19 protein-coding genes are annotated in these 19790 nt (G+C 71.7%); 9 read left to right on the forward strand and 10 right to left on the reverse strand.

Annotated elements, in window-relative coordinates:
* Nucleotides 1-12: 12 nt before the first annotated feature.
* Nucleotides 13-366: an STAS domain-containing protein gene (locus E1298_RS13525; RefSeq protein ID WP_131892949.1), complete on the reverse strand. Its 354-nt coding sequence runs from the start codon at nt 364-366 to the stop codon at nt 13-15.
* Nucleotides 367-816: 450 nt separating this feature from the next.
* Here E1298_RS13525 and E1298_RS13530 point away from each other — a divergent pair, with 450 nt between their 5' ends.
* From E1298_RS13530 to hisC, 7 genes are all read left to right on the forward strand, one after another.
* Nucleotides 817-1491: a lysophospholipid acyltransferase family protein gene (locus tag E1298_RS13530; RefSeq protein WP_131892951.1), complete on the forward strand. Its 675-nt coding sequence runs from the start codon at nt 817-819 to the stop codon at nt 1489-1491.
* A 120-nt stretch (nt 1492-1611) separates the two neighbouring features.
* Nucleotides 1612-2307, forward strand: a complete 696-nt coding sequence (locus E1298_RS13535; protein WP_131892953.1) for a hypothetical protein — start codon at nt 1612-1614, stop codon at nt 2305-2307.
* Nucleotides 2308-2440: 133 nt separating this feature from the next.
* Entirely contained in the window at nt 2441-2623 is a 183-nt protein-coding gene (locus E1298_RS13540) for a hypothetical protein (protein WP_131892955.1), read from the forward strand.
* 96 nt (nt 2624-2719) lie between these two features.
* Nucleotides 2720-4051 carry an SPFH domain-containing protein gene (locus E1298_RS13545; RefSeq protein WP_131892957.1) on the forward strand — a complete coding sequence of 444 codons (1332 nt, stop codon included), beginning with the start codon at nt 2720-2722 and terminating at the stop codon, nt 4049-4051.
* A 100-nt stretch (nt 4052-4151) separates the two neighbouring features.
* On the forward strand, nt 4152-4826 hold the full coding sequence (locus E1298_RS13550) for an NUDIX hydrolase (protein WP_131892959.1): 675 nt from the start codon (nt 4152-4154) through the stop codon (nt 4824-4826).
* Between the two features lie 88 nt (nt 4827-4914).
* Nucleotides 4915-5190 (forward strand): DUF6401 family natural product biosynthesis protein, encoded by a 276-nt coding sequence (locus tag E1298_RS13555; RefSeq protein WP_165975452.1) that lies wholly within the window; start codon nt 4915-4917, stop codon nt 5188-5190.
* Nucleotides 5191-5265: 75 nt separating this feature from the next.
* Nucleotides 5266-6345, forward strand: coding sequence for a histidinol-phosphate transaminase (gene hisC / locus E1298_RS13560; RefSeq protein ID WP_131892963.1), 1080 nt, complete (start codon nt 5266-5268; stop codon nt 6343-6345).
* A 66-nt stretch (nt 6346-6411) separates the two neighbouring features.
* Here the strand turns inward: hisC and E1298_RS13565 are convergent, their stop codons facing one another.
* The gene (locus tag E1298_RS13565) at nt 6412-7746 is read right to left on the reverse strand and encodes a transcriptional regulator (protein WP_131892965.1); all 1335 of its coding nucleotides are present in this window, start codon (nt 7744-7746) and stop codon (nt 6412-6414) included.
* 889 nt (nt 7747-8635) lie between these two features.
* Nucleotides 8636-9922, reverse strand: a complete 1287-nt coding sequence (gene murA / locus E1298_RS13570; protein WP_131892988.1) for a UDP-N-acetylglucosamine 1-carboxyvinyltransferase — start codon at nt 9920-9922, stop codon at nt 8636-8638.
* Nucleotides 9923-10207: 285 nt separating this feature from the next.
* On the opposite strand from murA, the gene E1298_RS13575 reads away from it, so the two are divergent.
* The gene (locus E1298_RS13575) at nt 10208-11251 is read left to right on the forward strand and encodes a suppressor of fused domain protein (protein ID WP_131892967.1); all 1044 of its coding nucleotides are present in this window, start codon (nt 10208-10210) and stop codon (nt 11249-11251) included.
* 6 nt (nt 11252-11257) lie between these two features.
* Here E1298_RS13575 and E1298_RS13580 read toward each other — a convergent pair whose 3' ends face one another.
* The 3 genes from E1298_RS13580 to purD all read right to left on the reverse strand — a co-directional run bounded on the left by E1298_RS13580 (nt 11258) and on the right by purD (nt 14691).
* Nucleotides 11258-12040, reverse strand: a complete 783-nt coding sequence (locus tag E1298_RS13580; RefSeq protein ID WP_131892969.1) for an MOSC domain-containing protein — start codon at nt 12038-12040, stop codon at nt 11258-11260.
* Nucleotides 12041-12050: 10 nt separating this feature from the next.
* Nucleotides 12051-13361, reverse strand: coding sequence for an adenylosuccinate lyase (purB, locus tag E1298_RS13585; protein WP_131892971.1), 1311 nt, complete (start codon nt 13359-13361; stop codon nt 12051-12053).
* A gap of 76 nt (nt 13362-13437) precedes the next feature.
* Nucleotides 13438-14691: a phosphoribosylamine--glycine ligase gene (gene purD, locus E1298_RS13590; protein ID WP_131892973.1), complete on the reverse strand. Its 1254-nt coding sequence runs from the start codon at nt 14689-14691 to the stop codon at nt 13438-13440.
* Between the two features lie 377 nt (nt 14692-15068).
* Between purD and E1298_RS13595 the strand changes: the two genes are divergently transcribed.
* Nucleotides 15069-16160, forward strand: coding sequence for a magnesium and cobalt transport protein CorA (locus tag E1298_RS13595; protein WP_131892975.1), 1092 nt, complete (start codon nt 15069-15071; stop codon nt 16158-16160).
* An 8-nt stretch (nt 16161-16168) separates the two neighbouring features.
* Here the strand turns inward: E1298_RS13595 and E1298_RS13600 are convergent, their stop codons facing one another.
* From E1298_RS13600 to E1298_RS13615, 4 genes are all read right to left on the reverse strand, one after another.
* Complete coding sequence (locus E1298_RS13600; protein WP_131892977.1) at nt 16169-17053, reverse strand: glycerophosphodiester phosphodiesterase family protein; 885 nt, start codon at nt 17051-17053, stop codon at nt 16169-16171.
* Between the two features lie 132 nt (nt 17054-17185).
* Complete coding sequence (locus tag E1298_RS13605; RefSeq protein ID WP_131892979.1) at nt 17186-18469, reverse strand: adenylosuccinate synthase; 1284 nt, start codon at nt 18467-18469, stop codon at nt 17186-17188.
* Nucleotides 18470-18665: 196 nt separating this feature from the next.
* A complete protein-coding gene (locus E1298_RS13610; RefSeq protein WP_131892981.1) occupies nt 18666-19085 on the reverse strand; it encodes a DUF3151 domain-containing protein in 420 nt (139 codons plus the stop codon).
* Nucleotides 19086-19131: 46 nt separating this feature from the next.
* Nucleotides 19132-19713 carry a GNAT family N-acetyltransferase gene (locus E1298_RS13615; RefSeq protein WP_131892984.1) on the reverse strand — a complete coding sequence of 194 codons (582 nt, stop codon included), beginning with the start codon at nt 19711-19713 and terminating at the stop codon, nt 19132-19134.
* Nucleotides 19714-19790: the final 77 nt, after the last annotated feature.

A 19790-nucleotide genomic window follows, 5' to 3' on the forward strand; every position in this document is an offset into this window, starting at 1 on the left:
GACCGGCGCGGCTCATTGGGCCGTCGTGGAGGGAAGGGCGCCGAGAGCCTCGCGGAGCGTGTCGTAGACCGGGACGAACTTGTCGATCCCGGTGATGCGGAAGACGCGCTGGACACGCGGCGGAAGCGCGATGAGGGCGATGCAGACGCCGCGCTCCATGGCCCGGCGGTTGGCGGCGACGATCGCGTTCAGGCCCGAGGAGTCGCAGAACGTGACCTGCCGCATGTCGACGACCATGGGGCCGCCCGTGTCCACGACGTCGAACAGCGTCCCCTCGAAGCGCGCGCGGGACACCACGTCGATGTCGCCCTGCACGCGGACGACGGTGCAGCGATCGTCGCGCAACAGGCTGATGTCGAAGTCCACGGGTCACCTCGCGCCCCAACGTGAGAGGGCGCTCGTGGCCCGTCTCAGGTGACTCCTCAGGATTGCGCACCGGTGCCCGCATTCCAAGCACTTCCCGGGAAAAGGACCAGGTCGCCCGGCCGTGTCCCGGACCGGAACGCCCCGGGCGCCACCGGGCCGGCTCCGCCGTCCCCAGGCCCGGCGGAGCCGCCCCGCTTCAGGCGACCGGCCCGGAGAAAGTTACGGCAGAGAAACTTACTTCGCAGTAAGAAATGGTGGGCCGATGAGATCATGTATTCATTGCGGGGCGAAGTCGGCGAGAACGCCCTTGGCACGGTATAACCTTCTCAGGACTGCCCGTGACCTGCGGGAGGGCCATTTCTGACCCACCTGGCAGGGAGAAAAGCAGGTGGTGACCAGAGCCCGGATCGGCGCAGACGTTACAGTGGCGGTGCCGAATCGGGAGGCTGGGTGTTCTACACGTTCATGACGCGCGTCGTGCGTCCGATCCTCTGGCTGCTTTTCCGCCCGCGGGTGGTGGGCGGGGAGAACGTGCCCAGCTACGGGCCGCTCATCGTGGCCAGCAACCACCTGTCGTTCATCGACAGCTTCATCATCCCCCTGGCCGTCCCCCGGCCGGTCACCTACATCGCCAAGGCGGACTACTTCGAGGGCGGCGGCCTGAAGAACGCCTTCGTCCGCTGGTTCCTCACCAACCTCGGCCACGTGCCGGTCCGCCGCGGGGCCAGGCGCGCCGCGATGGGCGCCCTGGAGCAGGCCGCCGAGATCCTCGACAACTCCGGCGCGTTCGCGATCTACCCGGAGGGCACCCGCTCCCCGGACGGCCGGCTCTACCGCGGCCGGACCGGCATCGGCTGGCTCGTCCTCACCTCCGGCGCCCGCGTCCTCCCGGTCGCCCTGGAGGGCACCGAGAAGATCCAGCCGATCGGCTCATCCTTCCCCCGCGTCTTCGGCCCGCGCCCCACCGTCCGGATCGGCCCGCCGATGGACTTCTCCCACTACGGCGACCTGCCGCCCGCCAAGGCCCGCCGCGCCATCACGGACGAGATCGTCGAGACCATCCACAAGATGTCCGGCCAGGAGTACGCCGCCGTCTACAACGAACGCGCCGAAGGCCGCCCCTGACCCCACCGCTTGGCACTCCGGAGGCGGCCTCTCCCTTTCGTCGGTGATTTCCGCGTTGGATCGTCCTGTGGGCGTGTCGTCTGCGGTGACTTGCGTGGTCTGCGCCGTAAGGTCGCCGGCATGGCCCACAGGCTCCTCCCTTTCACGCTGCTCGCGACGCTGGCGGCGGTGTCGGCGTGCGGCGGCGGTGAGCGCGCCGAGCAGACCGGTACCGGCGAGGCCGTCCTCGCCGGCAACGGCTACACCTCCGACCAGCTCGAACAGGCGCTGCTCACCGGGGCGCCCGGCTACCAGCGGCAGGGCGACCCCGACTCCGGCGAGTACGGGACGCTCAAGGCGTTCCAGGACCTCGCGCAGCTGCGGCGGCAGGTGACCGTCGACCGGCCGCGGTGCCAGGTCGGCGGGGGCGGCCTCGTCGGGAACGTGGAGCCCGACGTCCCGGCGGCGCTCGCCACGTTCACCAGGCGCGACGGCCAGACCGTCACCGAGACGCTGATGGGCATGTCCGACGCCGACGCCGAGAAGCAGGTGAACGCGCGGGTCCCGGCCGGCTGCCTGACCTTCCGCACCAAGGTCGGCTCGCAGTGGTCCGAGCACCGGGTGGCGGAGTCGCCGCGGGGCGCCATCGGCGAGGGATCCCGGACGGTCGGCGTCACGACCCTCAGCGGCGGCGCGCACACCAGGTCCTGGTACGTGGTGTTCAAGGCCCGGCACTATGTCGCGACGATCAGCGTCTTCGGGGCGAACGCCACCCGCCAGGAGGCCGAGCGGCTCGCCCGGCAGTCGCTCGCGCAGGCCCGCCAGATCCTGCCGTAACCGGCCTCGCGGTACGTCTCGTCCAACGGATAACGTTCGTCTACGCGGGGCGGACGCACCGCGCGCCGGCACGCGCCCAGCGCGGCCGGCCACGTCGGCAGCGGGGGTTCCTTTGATCGGCAAGGAGGGCCGGGTGACCGGCCGGATCGGTCCCGGCCTTGTCGGAGAGGTCATGGTCCCCGTCCGCGGCGGGTCCGAGGCGTTCTACGCGCACCCGGTCGACCCGCGCGACGAGATCGGCGTCGGGACGATCATCGTGGTGGTCGAGTACCACCCGCCCCGGACCGTCTACGTCGCCCCGGCGTTCGGGCAGTGAGAACGCACCGGTTCGGGCGAACCGTCCGGTAGTTCCCCGCGTCTATTGGAGAACGCGCACGGACCCCGGGCCGGCGCCAGAGCGGAGGAGGCCCCCATGCCAATGATCATCGGCGCGATCGCCGTGGTCGTCGCCATCATCGTGCTGATCGTGTTGTTCAAGATGGTCTGGCGGGTCGCCGAGCCGAACGAGGCGCTGATCATCTCCGGTCTGGGCGCCAAGTCCAAGCCGATCGACGGCGTGGAGAGCCTCGGATTCAAGATCGTGACCGGCAAGGGCACCCTGGTGCTGCCCGGCTTCCAGGTGTCCCGGCGCCTGCGGCTCGACAGCCGCGCCGCGAACCTGCAGGTCAGCTGCGTCACCCAGCAGGGCATCCCGGTCAAGGTCCGCGGCGTGGTCATCTACAAGGTCGGCGACGACTTCGTCTCGATCGCGAACGCGGCGCGGCGCTTCCTGGAGCAGCAGGGCTCGATGGACGGCGCGATCCACGAGCTGTTCACCGGCCACCTCCGTTCGATCACCGGCAACCTCACCGTCGAGGACCTCATTCTCAACCGGGAGCGCCTGACCAGCGAGACCCGCGGCTCCGCCGCCGACGAGATGAGCAAGCTCGGCCTGATCGTGGACTCGCTGCAGATCCAGGAGATCGACGACGAGACCGGCTACATCACCAACCTGGGCCGCCCGCACGCCGCCAAGGTCGCCGCCGCCGCCCGCATCGCCGAGGCCGAGCGCGACCAGGAGGCCACCCAGCGCGAGCAGGAGGCCATGCGGGAGAACGCGGCGGTGATCCGGGACACCGAGATGAAGAAGGCCGAGTACGAGGGCCAGGTCCAGCAGGCCGCGCAGCAGGCCCGCCAGGAGGTCATCCTCAAGGAGACCCGCAACGCCGAACTGGAGGCCGAGCGCACCGAGAAGCGGCTGGAGAGCGAGGTCCGCAAGCCGGCCGACGCCCGCGCCTACGAGCAGGTCAAGCTGGCCGAGGCCGAGCGTGAGGAGCGCATCGCGCACGCCCAGGCGGCGGCCACCGAGGTGCAGCTGAGGGCACAGCGGGAGGCCGAGGCCACCCGCCTGATCGGTGAGGCGCAGGCCGACGCGACCCGGCGGAAGGGTCTCGCCGAGGCCGAGGCGATCAAGGCCCGGGCCGAGGCGCTGGCGCACAACACCGACGCGGTCATCGCGCAGCAGCTCGCCGAGCAGTGGCCCCAGATCGTCGAGGCGGGCGCCAAGGTGTTCGGCAACGTCGACAACATGGTCGTCCTCAACGGCGCCGAGGGCATCGAGGACATGCTCGCCAAGGCCCTCACGCTCGGCGGCACCGGCCTCGGCGTCGCCCGCCAGCTCCTGGCCGGCATGAACGGCCAGAACGGCCAGAACGGCCAAACCCCGGCCGTCCCCGTCCCGGTAGACCCCTCGAAGGCCAAGTAGGCCACCGGTCCTTCAAGTGTCGTGGGGTCGCGCTCGTCCGGGCGCGGCCCCGGGCCGGGATTGAATCAATACCGTGCAGCAGACACGCTAGGTTCGACTTATGTCCGTGCCGAGGCTCGCCGTTACCGTCGACCTTGTCGTCCTCACCGTGCGGGAGCAGCGGCTCTCCGCGCTGATCTGGCGGCGCGACCGGGCGCCTTACGACGGGACGTGGTCGCTGCCCGGCGGGTTCATCCAGCTGGACGAGGACCTCCCGGCTGCGGCGTCCCGGCTGATGGCCGAGCGGGCGGGTCTCGCGGACGTGCGGATCCATCTTGAGCAGCTCGCCACGTACGGGTATCCCGACCGCGACCCCCGGCAGCGGGTGGTGAGCGTCGCGTATCTGGGGCTCGCGCCGGATCTGCCCGCCTCCAGCCGTGCGCAGGTGCTGTGGACGGCCGTGGACGAGCTCATCCACCACGACAGCGCCGCTTTCGACCACCGGCGGATCCTGTGCGACGGCGTCGAGCGGGCGCGGGCCAAGCTGGAGTACACCTCGCTGGCCGCCGCGTTCTGCCCGCCGGAGTTCACCGTCGCCGAGCTGCGCCGCGTGTACGAGATCGTCTGGGGCACCGTCCTGGACCCGCGGAACTTCCACCGGAAGGTCACCGGCGCCGACCGCTTCCTGATCCCCACCGACCGCACGACGACGCGCGACGGGGGCCGCCCCGCGCGCCTGTACTCCCAGGGGGACGCCGAGCAACTGCGCCCCCCGATGCTGCGCCCCCGGGCCTGACCGTGGCCGTTTGACCTGGGGCGATGGATTGAGCACCGTTGGGGCGTTGCTAAGTTCTCACCCTATGAATGGTGACTCGTCCGAAGTGTTGAGCCTGCTCGTGCGGGACATCGGCGAGGCCGGGGTCGCGGAGATGGACTCCTCTCCGGGGCTGGCGGCCGCCGTCGACCAGCACGTGGCCGCCCTCCGCGACGAACTCGGCGCCCGGGGCGAGGCCCCGGGCGAGGACGACCTCATGAGGTACCTCCAGGGCTTCGCCGAGGACGCGTTCAAGCGGGGCTGGTGGCCGGACAGCACCCGCGACTGGGAGTTCGTCCGGATCGTCGCGATCTGCTGGATGATGCGGCAGTCGACCGGACGGTAGGGACGCTCTTTTCGCCCTGGAACGGGCGGGTCCGTAGGCTGGTGGCGACCGCCCCTGTTCAACTGGAGGACAACGGTGTCCGAGGTACCCACTCCCCGCTTCCGCTCCGTCCTCGACCGGTTCGTGGCCTACAAGCCCGGCAAGGTCGTGGTGTCGCCCGAAGGCCGCTCGTTCAAGCTGTCGTCGAACGAGTCGCCGCACGGCCCGCTGCCGTCCGTCCTGGACGCGATCGGCGAGGCCGCGGGAAGTGTGAACCGCTACCCCGACAACAACGCCACCGCGCTGATCGAGGCGATCGGCGCGCACTGCGGTGTGCCCGCCGACCACGTCGCGGTGGGCTGCGGGTCCGTCGGGGTGTCGGAGATGCTCCTGGAGGCGGTGGCGGAGCCGGGCGCGGAGATCGTGTACGCGTGGCGGTCGTTCGAGGCGTACCCGCTGCTGGTGGCGCTGTCGGGCGCGACCGGCGTGCAGGTGCCGCTGCGGGACGAGACGCACGACCTCGCGGCGATGGCCGACGCGATCACCGAGCGCACCCGGCTGGTCTTCGTCTGCAACCCCAACAACCCGACCGGCACCGTCGTCCGCCGCGCGGAGATCGAGGCGTTCCTGGCCCGCGTCCCCGAGGACTGCCTGGTGGTCCTGGACGAGGCATACCGCGAGTACGTGCGCGACGACGAGGTCCCCGATGGGCTCACCCTCTACGGCGACCGTCCGAACCTCGTGGTCCTGCGCACGTTCTCCAAGGCGTACGGGCTCGCCGGGCTGCGGATCGGCTACCTCGTCGCCCACCCGCTGGTGGCCGGGGCGATCCGCAAGACGTTCCTGCCGTTCAGCGTCAACTCGATCGCCCAGGCGGCCGGCGTCGCTTCGCTGGCGGCCACCGACGAGCTGCTGGCGCGGGTCGAGGGCACCGTGAAGGAGCGCGACCGGGTCCGCGGCAGCCTGGTCGCCGACGGCTGGACGGTGCCGCCCACGGAGGCCAACTTCGTCTGGCTGCGGCTCGGGGAGCGGACGATGGAGTTCTCCGCCGCCTGCGACGCGCGAGGCGTGAGCGTCCGGCCGTTCGCGGGCGAGGGTGCCCGCGTCTCGATCGGCTCGCCGGAGGAGAACGACGCGTTCCTGGCCGTCGCCAAGGACTTCCCGCACCGCGGCTGACCCGGGGGCCCGCCTCGCCGCGCCCCCGGACGGCCGTCCGGGGGCGGCCCTGCCGCCGCCCGCGCGTCAGCTCGGGGTGGTGGCCTTGGGGCCGAGCTTCTCGACGATCAGCCGGTAGAGCTGGCGCGGGCGGCCCGGCTGCGGCGTCCGGTTCGGGGGCAGCGGCCAGGCCAGGCCCTCCTCGACGAGCGTGCGCAGCAGGCGGCGGGCCGTGCGCGGGGTGACGCCGAGCATCTTGCCGGCGTTCTCCGCGTCCACGATCAGCGGCTGCTCCTGGTCGCCGAGCTTGTCGGCCAGGCGCGCGAGGATCTCCAGCCCCTTGGGCTTGGCCTGCGGCTGGCTGCGCGGCGGCGTGCGCGGCGCGGGCACCAGCGCCCGGCCGTCGCGGTCGAGCGCGAAGCCTTGCGCCCGCTGCGAGCTCTGCGAACGGGCCAGCGCGGCGCGCGCGTGGTTCTCCGCCTCGTGCGCGGTGCGGCCCATGCCGATGCCGACCTCGATGGCGAGCCCGAGCTCCTCCCTGACCCGCTCGACGAACGGCGGCGTCCGGAAGCCCTCGGTGGACGCGGTGACCGAGCCGCGCGTGGCGATGACCAGGTAGCTGTGGTCGTCCAGCGGCCACACCGACGCGTTCATCCGGTGCGCCTCCTGGAGGAGCACCCGGTGCAGGGCGAGCTTCAGCTCGTCCCGCCAGTAGCGCGGGGTGACCCGGCGCGGCGTCTCGCGCAGCGTCGGGACGTCCACCAGGACGACGACGAGCTGCGACTCCTCCAGCCGGTGGTGAGCGCCGAGCAGCGCCGCCGTCTGGAGGGAGCTGCGGATGGCCGCGCCGGTGGGACGGACCCGGATGGTGGGCACGCCCGCCATCTCCATCCGCTCCGCCGTCGCGTGGACGCAGGTCATCGCGACCGTCGTCGCGCCCCGCCGCCACAGCCGCTCGTGGAAGGCGGCGAGCGTTCCCGGCCCGGCCGCCTCCTCGCGCAGGTGCACCTGCTCGGTGCCCAGACTGATCTCGCCGTACGCCTCCTCGACCTCGGCCCGGCCGAGCACGTCGATGCTCACCCGGGACGGGTCGAAACGCTCGTCGAGGGATGCCCGCAACAGCGCGCCCTGGAGGGCGGCGCCGTTCAGGGGCACGTAGGTGGCCGGCATGGTGAGCACGCCCGCCTTGCGGGCGAAGTCGTACGGCACCGGGCTGGCGAACAGGCACACGTCCACGCCCGAGCCCAGCCGCACGACCTTGTCGGCCGCCTCCTGTTCGTCCCGATATGCGGCGGCCACCAGCCGGCTCGGTACCGGCGTCGGGCCGTGGCCCATCAGCATGACCCGCTCCACAAGGTCATGCGGACCCACAACGCCGATCGTGAGATCGGGTGTGACCGATCCCGTTCTCGCGGCCGTCATCGATGATCGCTCGCTTCCGGTCCAGCCTCTTGGCGGGGGTCCGGCCCCGGCCATGCGTTCGCGCACGCTCCGCCCAACGGTTGACTCATGGCTTGTCGCCCCTGCCTTCTGACCCAGCACCGCAGTTCCCGTGCGATTCGTTCCTCAGTGGGCAGATCGGGTCAGGGCGACGATGTGTGACGCCCAGACGCGAAATCGAATCAAGAGTGCGGCGAAAAAGTAACCTACGCGACCCCCTGGTCAGTAATTTGTCACCATTCGGCCAGCCTTGATCCTGCATCTTCGGTCGTCCGAAGTTGAAAAACAAGACCCGAAAACGCCGCAAGGGCCCTCCCCTGACGCTGATGCGCACTGGGGGGACCCCTGCGGTGTCCGTTTGGTTTACGCGCAGGCCGAAACCCGACCGTCTCACTCCTTGGAAGGCGGGAAAGACGAGCGATCCGCCCGCGCGACGGAGATCATCTGGTGTGGTGAATTTCTACCGCGTTACGGTCACGCTGAACAGGAGCGTTCCAGACGTTACATCCCAGGTCAGGGCGTCGTCTGCGAAACCCGGGAAGCGTTACCGATCAGCCATGCGTAGCCGCCCGGTAACGCGGCGCTGAGCTGAGGCGCGGAGCTTCGTTACAACCGGCGTCAGAGAACACTGCGGAGTTGGTCAGGTTTCACAGTCCCGGAGCCGCCGGGACAGGCCACTTGCGGCCGTTCGCCCCGCGGGGGACGACCACCCGGTCGCCCCCCGGGCGTGCCGCCGCCGGCGACACGACAGACCTGGCGTATCACTCCGGGGGACGGCCCCCAGACCCCCGGTCGCATCACTCTGGGGGGCGACCCCCCAGACCCCCCGGCAAGAGCGACTAACCGGCGCCTGGAGCGGAAGGCGCCCCGGTTAGTCGGCCTCGCGGACGATCTCGGCGCCGAGCTGGGAGAGGCGCTCGGCGGTGTGGGCGTGGCCGCGGTCGAGGTAGTAGGCCGAGGTGATGGTGGTCTCGCCCTCGGCGGCGAGGCCGGCGAGCACCAGGGCGCTGCCGCAGCGCAGGTCGTGGGCCTCGACCTCGGCGCCGCGGAGGGCGCGCGGGCCGTTCACCTTGGCGCGGTTGCCGTCGACCTCGATGTGGGCGCCCATCTTGCCGAGCTCGGCGGCCAGCTTGAACCGGCCGTCGAAGATGCGCTCGTAGATGTAGGACGGGCCCTCGGCGAGGCAGGACAGCGCCATGATCGGCGACTGGAGGTCGGTGGCGAAGCCCGGGTACTCGTCGGTGATGACGTTGATCGGGCGGAGCGTGCGGTCGCGGCGGACCTGGAGCACCGCGCCCTGCTGGTGGAACTCGACGCCCATCTGCTCCAGCTTGTCGGCGGCGACGCCGAGGTGCTCCAGGGTCGCGCCGACGAGGTTCAGGTCGCCGCCGGTGATCGCGGCGGCCATCACGAAGACGCCGGCGTCGATGCGGTCGGGCATGACGGTGTGCTCGACGGCGGTCAGCTCGTCCACGCCGTCGACGGTGATGAACCCGGTGCCGCCGCCGCTGATCCTGGCGCCCATCGCCTGGAGGATCGCGATGTTGTCGAGCACTTCGGGCTCCAGCGCCGCGTTCTTGATCAGCGTGGTGCCGTGCGCCATCGCGGCCGCCATGATCAGGTTCTCGGTGCCGGTGTGCGAGGGGGTGTCGCAGTACAGCGTCCCGCCGCGCAGGTCGCCCGCCTTGATGTGGATGATGCCGTCGCCGTTGTCGGCCACGTGCTCGGTGACGGTGGCGCCCATCCGCTTGAAGCCGTTGTAGTGGAAGTCCAGGTTGCGGCTGCCGAGGTTGCAGCCGCCGACGCCCTCGATGATGGCCTCGCCGAGCCGGTGCAGCAGCGCCGGGACGAACAGGAACGAGCCCCGGAACCGGGACGCGATGTCGGCCGGCAGCACGGGGGTGTCGAGCGAGGACGCGTCGATGACCAGCGTCCGCTCGGTCTCGTGCAGCTCGGCGCGGGCCCCGATCGCCCGTGCGAGCTCCACCGCCCGCCGCACGTCCTCGATGATCGGGACGTTCCGCAGGACGGTGCGGCCCTTGGCCGCCATCAGCGAGGCGCCGATCATCGGCAGGACGGCGTTCTTCGCGCCCTGGATGAAGACGGTGCCGTGCAGCTGCCGGCCTCCGCGCACGCGATAGCGAACCTCGTGGCCCATGCTCATGCCGCCTTGCTCCTTCTTGGATGCGGGTATGCGGGTAACGGTGTCTGCCGGATCAAGTGGGACTACGGCGGATCACAAGGGCCCGAGCGCCGAACGGTGTCCCCCTCCTGCGCCAACGCGACCCCAGTAAACCATCGAGGCGGGGGTGAGGTGTCCGGCCCGCGCCACGCCGGTGGCAGTCTGATCGTTTAGATACCCGGAGGCCCGAGAAGGTTCGCCCTCCCCGGGAAATATCGAAGCCGGACGTGCCGGAGCCGACCGGCCCTTAAGGTGATCTTCATGGACGAATCGCCCGGCTGGGACGCCATCACCGACGCGCTGCGCCCCCTCTACGGGGACGCCGAGCCCTACCACTTGGGCACGGTGGTGAAGTGGGCGCTCGGTGGCCCCGACCCGCTCGACGGGATCAGCGTCTACGCCCGGACCGAGCCGGTGCCGCACTGGCACTTCGTCTCGTACGGCATGTCGGAGCTGTACACCAAGGATTCCAGCGACCCGGACGAGTCGGGCTGGGGCTTTGAGTTCACGTTCCGTCTCGTCCGCGACCCGGCCGAGACGACGCCGCCGGCCTGGGCCGCGAACCTGCTGCAGAACCTGGCCCGGTACGTGTTCAGCTCGGGCAACTGGTTCGAGGCCGGCCACCACATGAACGTCAACGGCCCGATCGCCGCCGAGCGGGAGGACTCCGAGATCCGCGCGGTGGCGTTCACGGGCGACCCGGAGCTCGGCGAGATCGCCACGCCGCACGGGAAGGTGAAGTTCCTTCAGGTCGTCGGGCTCGCGATGGAGGAGTACGACGCGGTCAGGCAGTGGAACGCGCGCTCCTTGCTGGACGCGCTCGCACCGCGCCTGCCGCTGTTCGTCACCGACATCGACCGCCCGTCCCTGCTGGCCGATCCGGAGCTGGCGCGCCTCGTCCGCGAGGGCATCGCGCGGGAGGGCTCCAACAGCGGCGTGCTGTTCGTGACGACCGCGCATTGGGAGCGCGCCGCCGGGGCGACGACGCTGCGGCTCGGCGCGTTGCAGGCCCCGGCGATCGCCCAGACGCTGCGGGGACGCCTGCCGTTCGGGCGCGAGCTGGTGCTGCAGACCGAGGACAGTCTGCTCACGTTCCGTCCGGCCGAGGAGTTCGCGGTGGACGAGCCGGGCGACGGCGTGCTTGACGTGAGCGTCCCGCCCGCCGCGCTGGACGACCTCATCGAGGCCCTGCGGCCCACGGCGGGCAGCTCGGCCCTCCCGGCGCTCCCGGGCCTGACGATCGAGATCGTGCCGACCGCCATGCGCGACCGGTACGGCAACGAGACGGGCGAAGTGATCGGCTGAGGCGCCTCACTTGCTCTCAAGGACGTCCACGGGGTCGCCGAGGGTGAGCTTGCCGGGGGTCCGGGGCACGCCGTTCTGGCCGAACCGGATCCCGTGGTCGATGGTGCGGTAGGACGCGAGGGTCCGCAGCGGCTCGCGGCCGCGCTCGCCGGTCTCCTGGTCGGTGGTGGTGACGACGCAGCGGCCGCACGACCTGACCAGCTCGATCACGGTCTCGCCGATGCGCATGAGCCGCACCGAGTCCTCGCCGTAGGCGCCGAGCCCTTCGACGACGAGGGTCGGCCGGAACCGGTTCATCGGGAGCGGCTCGTCCAGCCGCCCGTTGAGGTCGGCGAGCGACTCGGCGGAGATGACCAGCAGCGGGTACGCGTCGGCGAACATCACCTCGCCGTCGCCCCGGGACGTTTCCCGGCGGCCGGTGAAGCGCACCAGCCGGCAGTCGGTGCCCAGCAGGGCCGAGAACCACGCGGCGGCGGTGTCGCCCTGGTCGACGCCCTGGCAGTCGTCGCGGTGCACGGTCACGTCCAGGACCTCGCCGTCACCGGTGGGCCGGTGGACGAGCGGCGGGACGCCCGGGGCGCGGGCCGTGAGGACCTCGCCGTCGTAGGACGGGCGGATCCGCGCCATCCCGGCGTGGTCCCGCTGCGACATGAACCGGCCCTCCGGGGTGGCCAGCATGAACTCGCGGTCGTGCCGCAGGCCCGTGGCGGTCAGCTCGGCGCTGGTCAGCGGCGTGCCGCCGCCGCCCTTGAGGGGGTAGACGTTCAGCTCGGTCAGGGTCGCCGGCAAGGTCCCTCCGTCAGGTGAGTTGGGCGAGGCGGTCGAAGACGGGGCCGAGGCGCTCGACGAAGCGCTCGGGGCGGCACACCTCGTCCAGGCGCGCCTCGTCCAGGGACAGGCCCGCGTCGGCGGCGTGCGCGCGCAGCGTCTCCCGGAAGGGGACGCCGGTCTCCCACGTCCGCATCGCGGCCTTCTGGACGAGCGGGTACGCGGCGTCGTCGCGGGACATCCCGGCCTCGACCAGCTCCAGCAGCACGGTCGAGGTGTAGATCAGGCCGCCGGTGGACTCCAGGTTGGCCCTCATCCGGTCCTCGTCCACGACGAGCCCGGACATCAGCCGGTCGGTGAGGCTCAGCATGTAGTCGAGGGCGATCGAGGCGTCCGGCAGCGCGATCCGCTCGGTGGAGGAGTGGGAGATGTCGCGCTCGTGCCAGAGCGGGATGCCCTCCAGCACCGGGACGATCTGCGCGCGGACGATCCGGGCCATGCCGGCGAGGCGCTCGGAGATGATCGGGTTCTTCTTGTGCGGCATCGCCGACGAGCCCTTCTGGCCCTTGCCGAAGGGCTCCCAGAGCTCGCGGACCTCGGTGCGCTGGCCGTGCCGGACCTCCAGCGCGATCGCCTCGCAGACCGTCGCCATGATCGCCAGGGCCGAGACCCACTCGCTCATGCCGTCGCGCATGACGACCTGCGTCGACACCTCGGCGCTCCGCAGACCGAGCTTGCGGGCGACGTGCAGTTCGACGGCGGGGTCGATGTTGGAGTACGTCCCGACGGCGCCGGAGATCGCCATCACCCCGACGGCCTCGCGGGCGCGGCGGAGCCGGTCGCGGGAGCGGGCCATGGCGAACGCGAAGTCGGCGACGCGGTGCCCCCACACGTCGGGCTCGCCGTGGATGCCGTGCGTGCGGCCGACGCGCAGGGTCGCCCGGTGCGCGAGGGCGTGGTCGCGCAGCGTCGCCACGAGCGCGTCCGCCTTGGCGAGCAGGATGTCGGTGGCCTCGGTGAGCTGGAGCGCGAGCGCGGTGTCGAGCAGGTCGGACGACGTCATCCCGAAGTGGACGTACCGGGCGGCCTCGCGCGGCTCGGTGTTGTCCGCCCACGCCGACAGGAAGGCGATCACGTCGTGCTGGGTGACCGCCTCGATCGCGTGCACCGCCTCCGGCGTCGGCGGCGGGGCCTTCCGCACCGGCTCGACCACCTCCGGCGGGATGGTGCCCGCCTCGGCGTGGGCCTCGACGACGAGGACCTCCACCTGGCACCACAGCTCGTATTTGTGCGCGTCGCTCCAGACGCGTCCCATCTCCGGAAGTGTGTACCGCTCGATCACCCGACGATTGTTCCAGGTCGCGGCCCGGCGGTCGCGGCCGGTACCCGGATGGCGCGCCGCCGCCCAGGTCTGCGCGCTAAGAAGCCGCCTCGGCGGCGTCCAGGGCGATGTCGGTGCGGTGCTGGGATCCCCGCAGCCCGATCTTCGCCACGGCCTCGTACGCGGTGGCGCGGGCGGCGGCCAGGTCCGGGCCGGTGCCGACGACGTCGAGGACGCGGCCGCCGCTCGCGACCAGCCGGCCCTCCGCGCCGTACGCGGTGCCCGCGTGCAGGACGTAGGCGCCGTCGACCGCGTTCGCGCCGTCCAGCCCGGTGATCTCGTCGCCCTTGACCGGGGACGCGGGGTAGCCTTCGGCGGCCACGACGACCGTGACGGCCGCTCCCGGCCGCCACTCGGGCCGGAACGCCGAGTCGAGCCCGCCGATCGCGCAGGACTGCAGGAGCCCGGCGAGCGGGGTGACCAGGCGGTCCAGGATGACCTGGACCTCCGGGTCGCCGAACCGGGCGTTGAACTCGATCACCCGGACGCCCGCGGAGGTCAGGGCCAGGCCCGCGTACAGGACGCCCACGTACGGGATCTCCCTGCGGCGCAGCTCGTCCACGGCGGGCTGGACGACCCTGGTCATGATCTCGTCCGTCAGGCCGGGCGGGGCCCAGGGCAGCGGCGTGTAGGCGCCCATGCCGCCGGTGTTCGGCCCCTCGCCGCCGTCGCGGGCGCGCTTGAAGTCCTGGGCGAGGAGCAGCGGGACGGCGTGCTCGCCGTCGCACAGCGCGAACAGGGACACCTCCGGCCCGTCCAGGTACTCCTCGATGACGACGCGGTCGCAGGCGGCGGCGTGCTCGGCGGCGGCGGCGCGGTCGGCCGTCACGACGACGCCCTTGCCCGCGGCCAGGCCGTCGTCCTTCACCACGTAGGGCGGGCCGAACGCGTCGAGCGCCTCCTCCACCTGGTCGGAGGTCTCGCAGACGCGGGACTCGGCGGTCGGGACGCCGGCCTCCGCCATGATCTCCTTCGCGAACGCCTTGGAGCCCTCGATGCGCGCGGCGGCGAGGTCGGGCCCGAAGCAGGGGAGGCCCGCCGAGCGCACGGCATCGCCGACCCCCGCCATCAGCACCGCCTCGGGACCCACCACGACCAGGTCGATCCCGAGCCGCGCGGCAAGCTCGATCACGGCCGTGGGATCGGTGGGGTCGAGCTGATGGTTGGCCGCGATCTCGGCCGTGCCCGGGTTGCCCGGGGCGCAGTGGAGGGCGGTGACGACGGGGTCGCGGTGCAGGGCGCGGGCGAGCGCGTGCTCGCGGCCACCCGATCCAAGGACGAGTACTCGCACGTCACGCGAGCTTAGTGGCCCGCGCCTCCGCCCGGTCCCCCGGCGCCGGGCATAAGCGGCGCCGGGGTCGTCGTTAGGACGGGTGAGGCGGGCGTCACAACGGTCACGGGTGAACCTCCGCGTTGTCCCCGGCGTCTTAAATGTCGGCTGGTAGGCTGCGACGGGCTTGACGCTCTGTCGCCGAGGTGGGTCAAAGGAGGTGGTCGGGATGAGTCCTGGTGATCCTTGCAGTTCGCCGGAGAACCCTCACAGTCCGGACAGGACTGTTCATCCGTCCGCCTCCATCTGGCGTCCGGCCATGGCTCTCGCGCGCTCCCTTCGCTGAAGCCTGGGTTGAGCGCGCACTAGGTGCGTGGCCGGCGGGTTAGGAGCACCTCATGGCCATGACACGAGTCCGCCCCGGTCGCGTTCTCTTCAAGACCCGCGGTCGCCCCCACGGCGCGGGCGCCGAGGACCGTCCCCGCGACTCCGCCGTCATCGACTGGGCCGCCTACATCGACGGCCACCGGGCCTCCACCGGCACCGTCGACGACGCCGTCCGCCTCATCCGCGACGGACGGCTGACCTCGGACGGCGACAGCGCCGGCTTCGTCTGGGTCGGCCTGCACGAGCCGTCCTCGACCGAGCTGTCGGAGCTGGCGGAGGTCTTCGGGCTGCACCCGCTCGCCGTCGAGGACGCGATCCACGCCCACCAGCGTCCCAAGCTGGAGCGCTACGACGACGTCCACTTCGTCGTGATGAAGACCGTCGGGTACGTCGCGCGCGGCGCGGACGGCGCCGAGGTCGTCGAGACCGGCGAGATCATGATCTTCTGCGGCCCCGACTTCGTCGTCACCGTCCGGCACGGGGAGCACGGCGAGCTGGGATCGGTCCGCGAGCAGCTGGAGCAGGACCCGGCCCGGCTGGCCAAGGGGCCCGCGGCCGTCCTGCACGCCGTCGCCGACCGCGTCGTGGACGGGTACGTCTGCGTCGCCGACGCCGTCCAGGAGGACATCGACGAGGTCGAGGAGGCGGTCTTCTCGCCCGAGCGCACCGACGAGTCGCGCCGGATCTACCGCCTCAAGCGCGAGGTCATCCAGCTCAAGCGCGCCGTCGGGCCGCTCGCCGGGCCGCTGCGCAACCTGTCGGGCCGCCGGTTCGTCCCCGCCGAGATCAGGGAGTACCTCCGCGACGTCGAGGACCACCTGACCCGCGTCCGCGAGCAGGTCGAGTCCTACGACGAACTGCTGAACCCGATCCTCCAGGCCCACATGACCCAGGTGACCGTCGCCGACAACCAGGACATGCGCAAGATCTCCGCCTGGGGCGCGATCTTCATGGTGCCGACGGCCATCGCCGGGGTGTACGGGATGAACTTCGACTTCATCCCGTCGGCCGGCTGGCACTACGGCTACCACCTGACCATCGGGGTCATCGGCCTGGCCTGCCTGGCGCTGTACCGGGGTTTCCGCCGCCACGGCTGGCTGTGACCCCCGCGCTACGTCACCGCGGGCGGGAGGGGGAGACCGTGCTCGGCCATCACGCGCCGCAGGCGGTCCGGGTAGTCGGTGACGATCGCGTCCACGCCGTACTTGATGAACCGCGACATGTCCTCGGGCTCGTTCACCGTCCACACGGCGACCGGGAGGGCGAGCGCGTGCGCGTCGTCCACCAGGCTGGGGACGGCCAGCACGTGCTCGGGTGACAGGGCGGTCGCGCCCGCCGCCAGGGCCGCGCCGACCGGATCGTCCGGCGGCAGGCCCGCGAGCCACCGCGTCCCCGGGACGAGCGTCTTCCGCTCGACCAGGGCCGTCCGGCCGAGCCCCGGGTGGCGCTCGCGGGCCTCGGCCAGGACGCGCCAGTCGAAGGCGAGCAGCCGGCTCCGCGCGGCCAGGCCCGCGGACGCCAGGACGCCCGCGACGGCATCGGTGAACAGCGCGACCAGCGCGTCCGGCCAGCCCGGGTCGGTCTTCAGCTCGACCGAGAGCCGCACGCCCGCCGGGCCGAGCAGCCCGCACGCCTCGGCCAGCGTCGGGATCCCGGTGCCGGGCAGCGGGCGCTGCGTCGCCGTGAACGCGTCCCCCGGCCGCCGGACGCCCGCGTCCACCGTCCTGAGCTGCGCGAGCGTCAGCTCCCTGATCGCCTTGCCGACGTAGGGGAACGACGGGTCGCCCGGACGGGCCGGGACCGTGTCGGCCAGCGTCACCGGCGACAGCACCTGGTCGTGGCAGACGACGACCGCGCCGTCCGAGGTCAGGCCCACGTCCAGCTCGATCGCGTCCACGCCCAGTTCGAGCGCGTGCGCGAAGCCGGGGAGCGTGTTCTCCGGACGGAGCCCGCGCGCCCCGCGGTGGCCGTGGACTTCGACTCCGCTGAAAAGCACGGCAAGCACGCTACAGCGCGTCACCGAACGTCTGGTGGACGCGCGGTGAGAAGGGCGCGAACCGTGCCCCGGCGCCCGTCAGACGAGCCGGGTGCGCGTCAGCGGGCGGCCGTCAGGTGCGCGGGGCGCCGGTCAGACGAGGGAGCGCAGGGACAGCGTCTGGTCGCGGCCCGGCCCGACGCCGATCGCCGAGATCCGCGACCCCGCCATCTCCTCCAGCGACCGCACGTACGCCTGCGCGTTCTTGGGCAGGTCCTCGAAGGTCTTGGCGCCGGTGATGTCCTCCTGCCAGCCGTCCAGGTATTCCAGGACGGGCTTGGCGTGGTGGAACTCGGTCTGCGTGGTCGGGATCTCGTCCACCCGCTCGCCGTCGATCTCGTAGGCGACGCAGACCGGGACGCGCTCCAGGCCGGACAGCACGTCCAGCTTGGTGAGGAAGTAGTCGGTGACGCCGTTGACGCGGGTGGCGTACCGGGCGATCACGGCGTCGAACCAGCCGCAGCGGCGGTCGCGGCCGGTGGTCACGCCGTACTCGCCGCCGGTCTTGCGCAGGAACTCGCCCCACTCGTCCAGCAGCTCGGTGGGGAACGGACCGGACCCGACGCGCGTCGTGTACGCCTTGAGGATCCCGATCACGCGGGTGATCTTGGTGGGGGCGACGCCCGAGCCCACGCACGCCCCGCCCGCCGTCGGGCTGGACGACGTCACGAACGGGTAGGTGCCGTGGTCGATGTCCAGCAGCGTGCCCTGAGCGCCCTCCAGGAGGACGACCTTGCCGTCGTCCAGCGCCTTGTTCAGCACGAGCGTCGTGTCGGCGACGAACGGCCTGAGGCGCTCGCCGTACTTCAGGTACTCCTGGACGATCGGGCCCGTCTCGATGCGGCGCCGGTTGTAGACCTTCGTCAGGACCTGGTTCTTCTCGCGCAGCGACAGGTCGAGCTTCTGCGTCAGGATGTTCGGGTCGAACAGGTCCTGGACCCGGATGCCCATCCGGTTGATCTTGTCGGCGTAGGCGGGGCCGATGCCCCGTCCGGTGGTGCCGATCCGGGCCTTGCCCAGATAGCGCTCGGTGACCTTGTCGAGGGCGCGGTGGTGGGGCATGATCAGGTGCGCGTTCGCCGAGATCAGCAGCCGCTCGCAGCCGATGCCGCGGTCGCGCAGGCCGTCGATCTCCTGCAGCAGCACCGCCGGGTCGATCACCACCCCGTTGCCGATCACCGGGACGACGTCGGGCGAGAGCACCCCGGACGGCAGCAGGTGCAGCGCGTAGCTCTTGTCGCCGATGACCACCGTGTGGCCGGCGTTGTTGCCACCCTGGTAGCGGACGACGTAGTCGACGTCCCCGCCGAGCAGGTCTGTGGCCTTGCCCTTGCCCTCATCTCCCCATTGGGCCCCGACAAGAACGATGGCAGGCATGCCACATTTCCTTCCCACGACGAAGGCCCCGGTCGCCGCAAGCGCGAAGGGGCCTCTTGCGATCAAATCGTACCCGTACCCGGACGGTGGAGAAACCGCACCTCACGAGCCGGAGATTCCGACCAGGCGTGGAGGTGGCGAAGGTATCAGAGCGGCGGGAGAGGCGCCCGCGATCCGATCCGGGTACGGGCCGCGATCAGCCGGCCAGGGCGTCGGCCGCCTCGGGGCTGCTGTCGCGCAGGAAGGTCTTGCAGCGCTCCGCCTCGTCCTCCTCGCCGATCGCCGCGGCGGCGCGTCCGAGGGCGTGCAGGGCGCGCAGGAAGCCGCGGTTGGCCGGGTGCTCCCAGGGGATCGGGCCCTGCCCCTTCCAGCCGGCCCGGCGCAGCTGGTCGAGCCCGCGGTGGTAGCCGGTGCGGGAGAAGGCGTAGGAGTCGATCACGCTGCCCTTGGCGAAGGCGCGGTCGGCCAGCTCGGCCCACGCTCCCGGGTAGTCCGGATGGCGCGCGGCCACCTCGAACGGGTCGACGCCGTTCTCCAGGGCCTCGCGGGCCTCCGCGTTGTCCGGGAGTTCGGTCGGGGACGGGCCGCCGAGCAGGTTCTGGGTCATGCGGGTCATGGTAGGTCGCGCCGCCGTCCCGCATCACCCCGGGTGGCGCGTGAGTTCAGGCGGGCATGCGGGGCCGCGTCCGCGCCGGTCCCGGCATGGGGAGCGGCAGCCGGAAGCGCACGGTGCCGTCCGCGGTGCGGGCGCGGGCGGCGGGCCAGCCGCTGCGGATGGCGAAGACGGCCTCATGGTTGTCCGGGATGACGTCCGCGTGGAACTCGGTGACGCCGCGCCGTCCGGCGAGCTGCGCGAGGTAGGCCATGAGCCGTCCGCCGAGCCCGCACCGCTTCCACGGGTCGGCGACCAGCACGGCGACCTCCGCCCGCGACGGCCGCCGGACGTCCCGGACGTACTCGGCGATGCCGATCGCCTCACCGTCCAGCAACGCGACCATGGCCTCCCGGTCCCAGTGGTCGAGCCCGTCCATGGAGCGCAGGTAGTACTCCGGGATGCGCGGGGTGCCGGAGAAGAAGCGCGTGTAGAGGCTGGCCTTGGACAGGTGCGCCGACATCCGCCGCAGCCGGTCGCGGTCGCCGATGCCGTACGGCCTGAATCGCACGTCCTCCAGCGTCGGCGTCCCGGGCAGGCCGGGGAGGGGCGCGGCAATGTGGGCGACGCCGCACCCATCGAGTTGCTTCATAAAACCCATTGGACCGTACTGGGTTTCGTCAAGCAACCCCTGTTCCGTCCACCGGGACAGGGAGGGGAGAAGGGGGA

Origin of the sequence: Actinomadura rubrisoli (assembly GCF_004349215.1) — a bacterium.
Classification (GTDB): Bacteria; Actinomycetota; Actinomycetes; order Streptosporangiales; family Streptosporangiaceae; genus Spirillospora; species Spirillospora rubrisoli.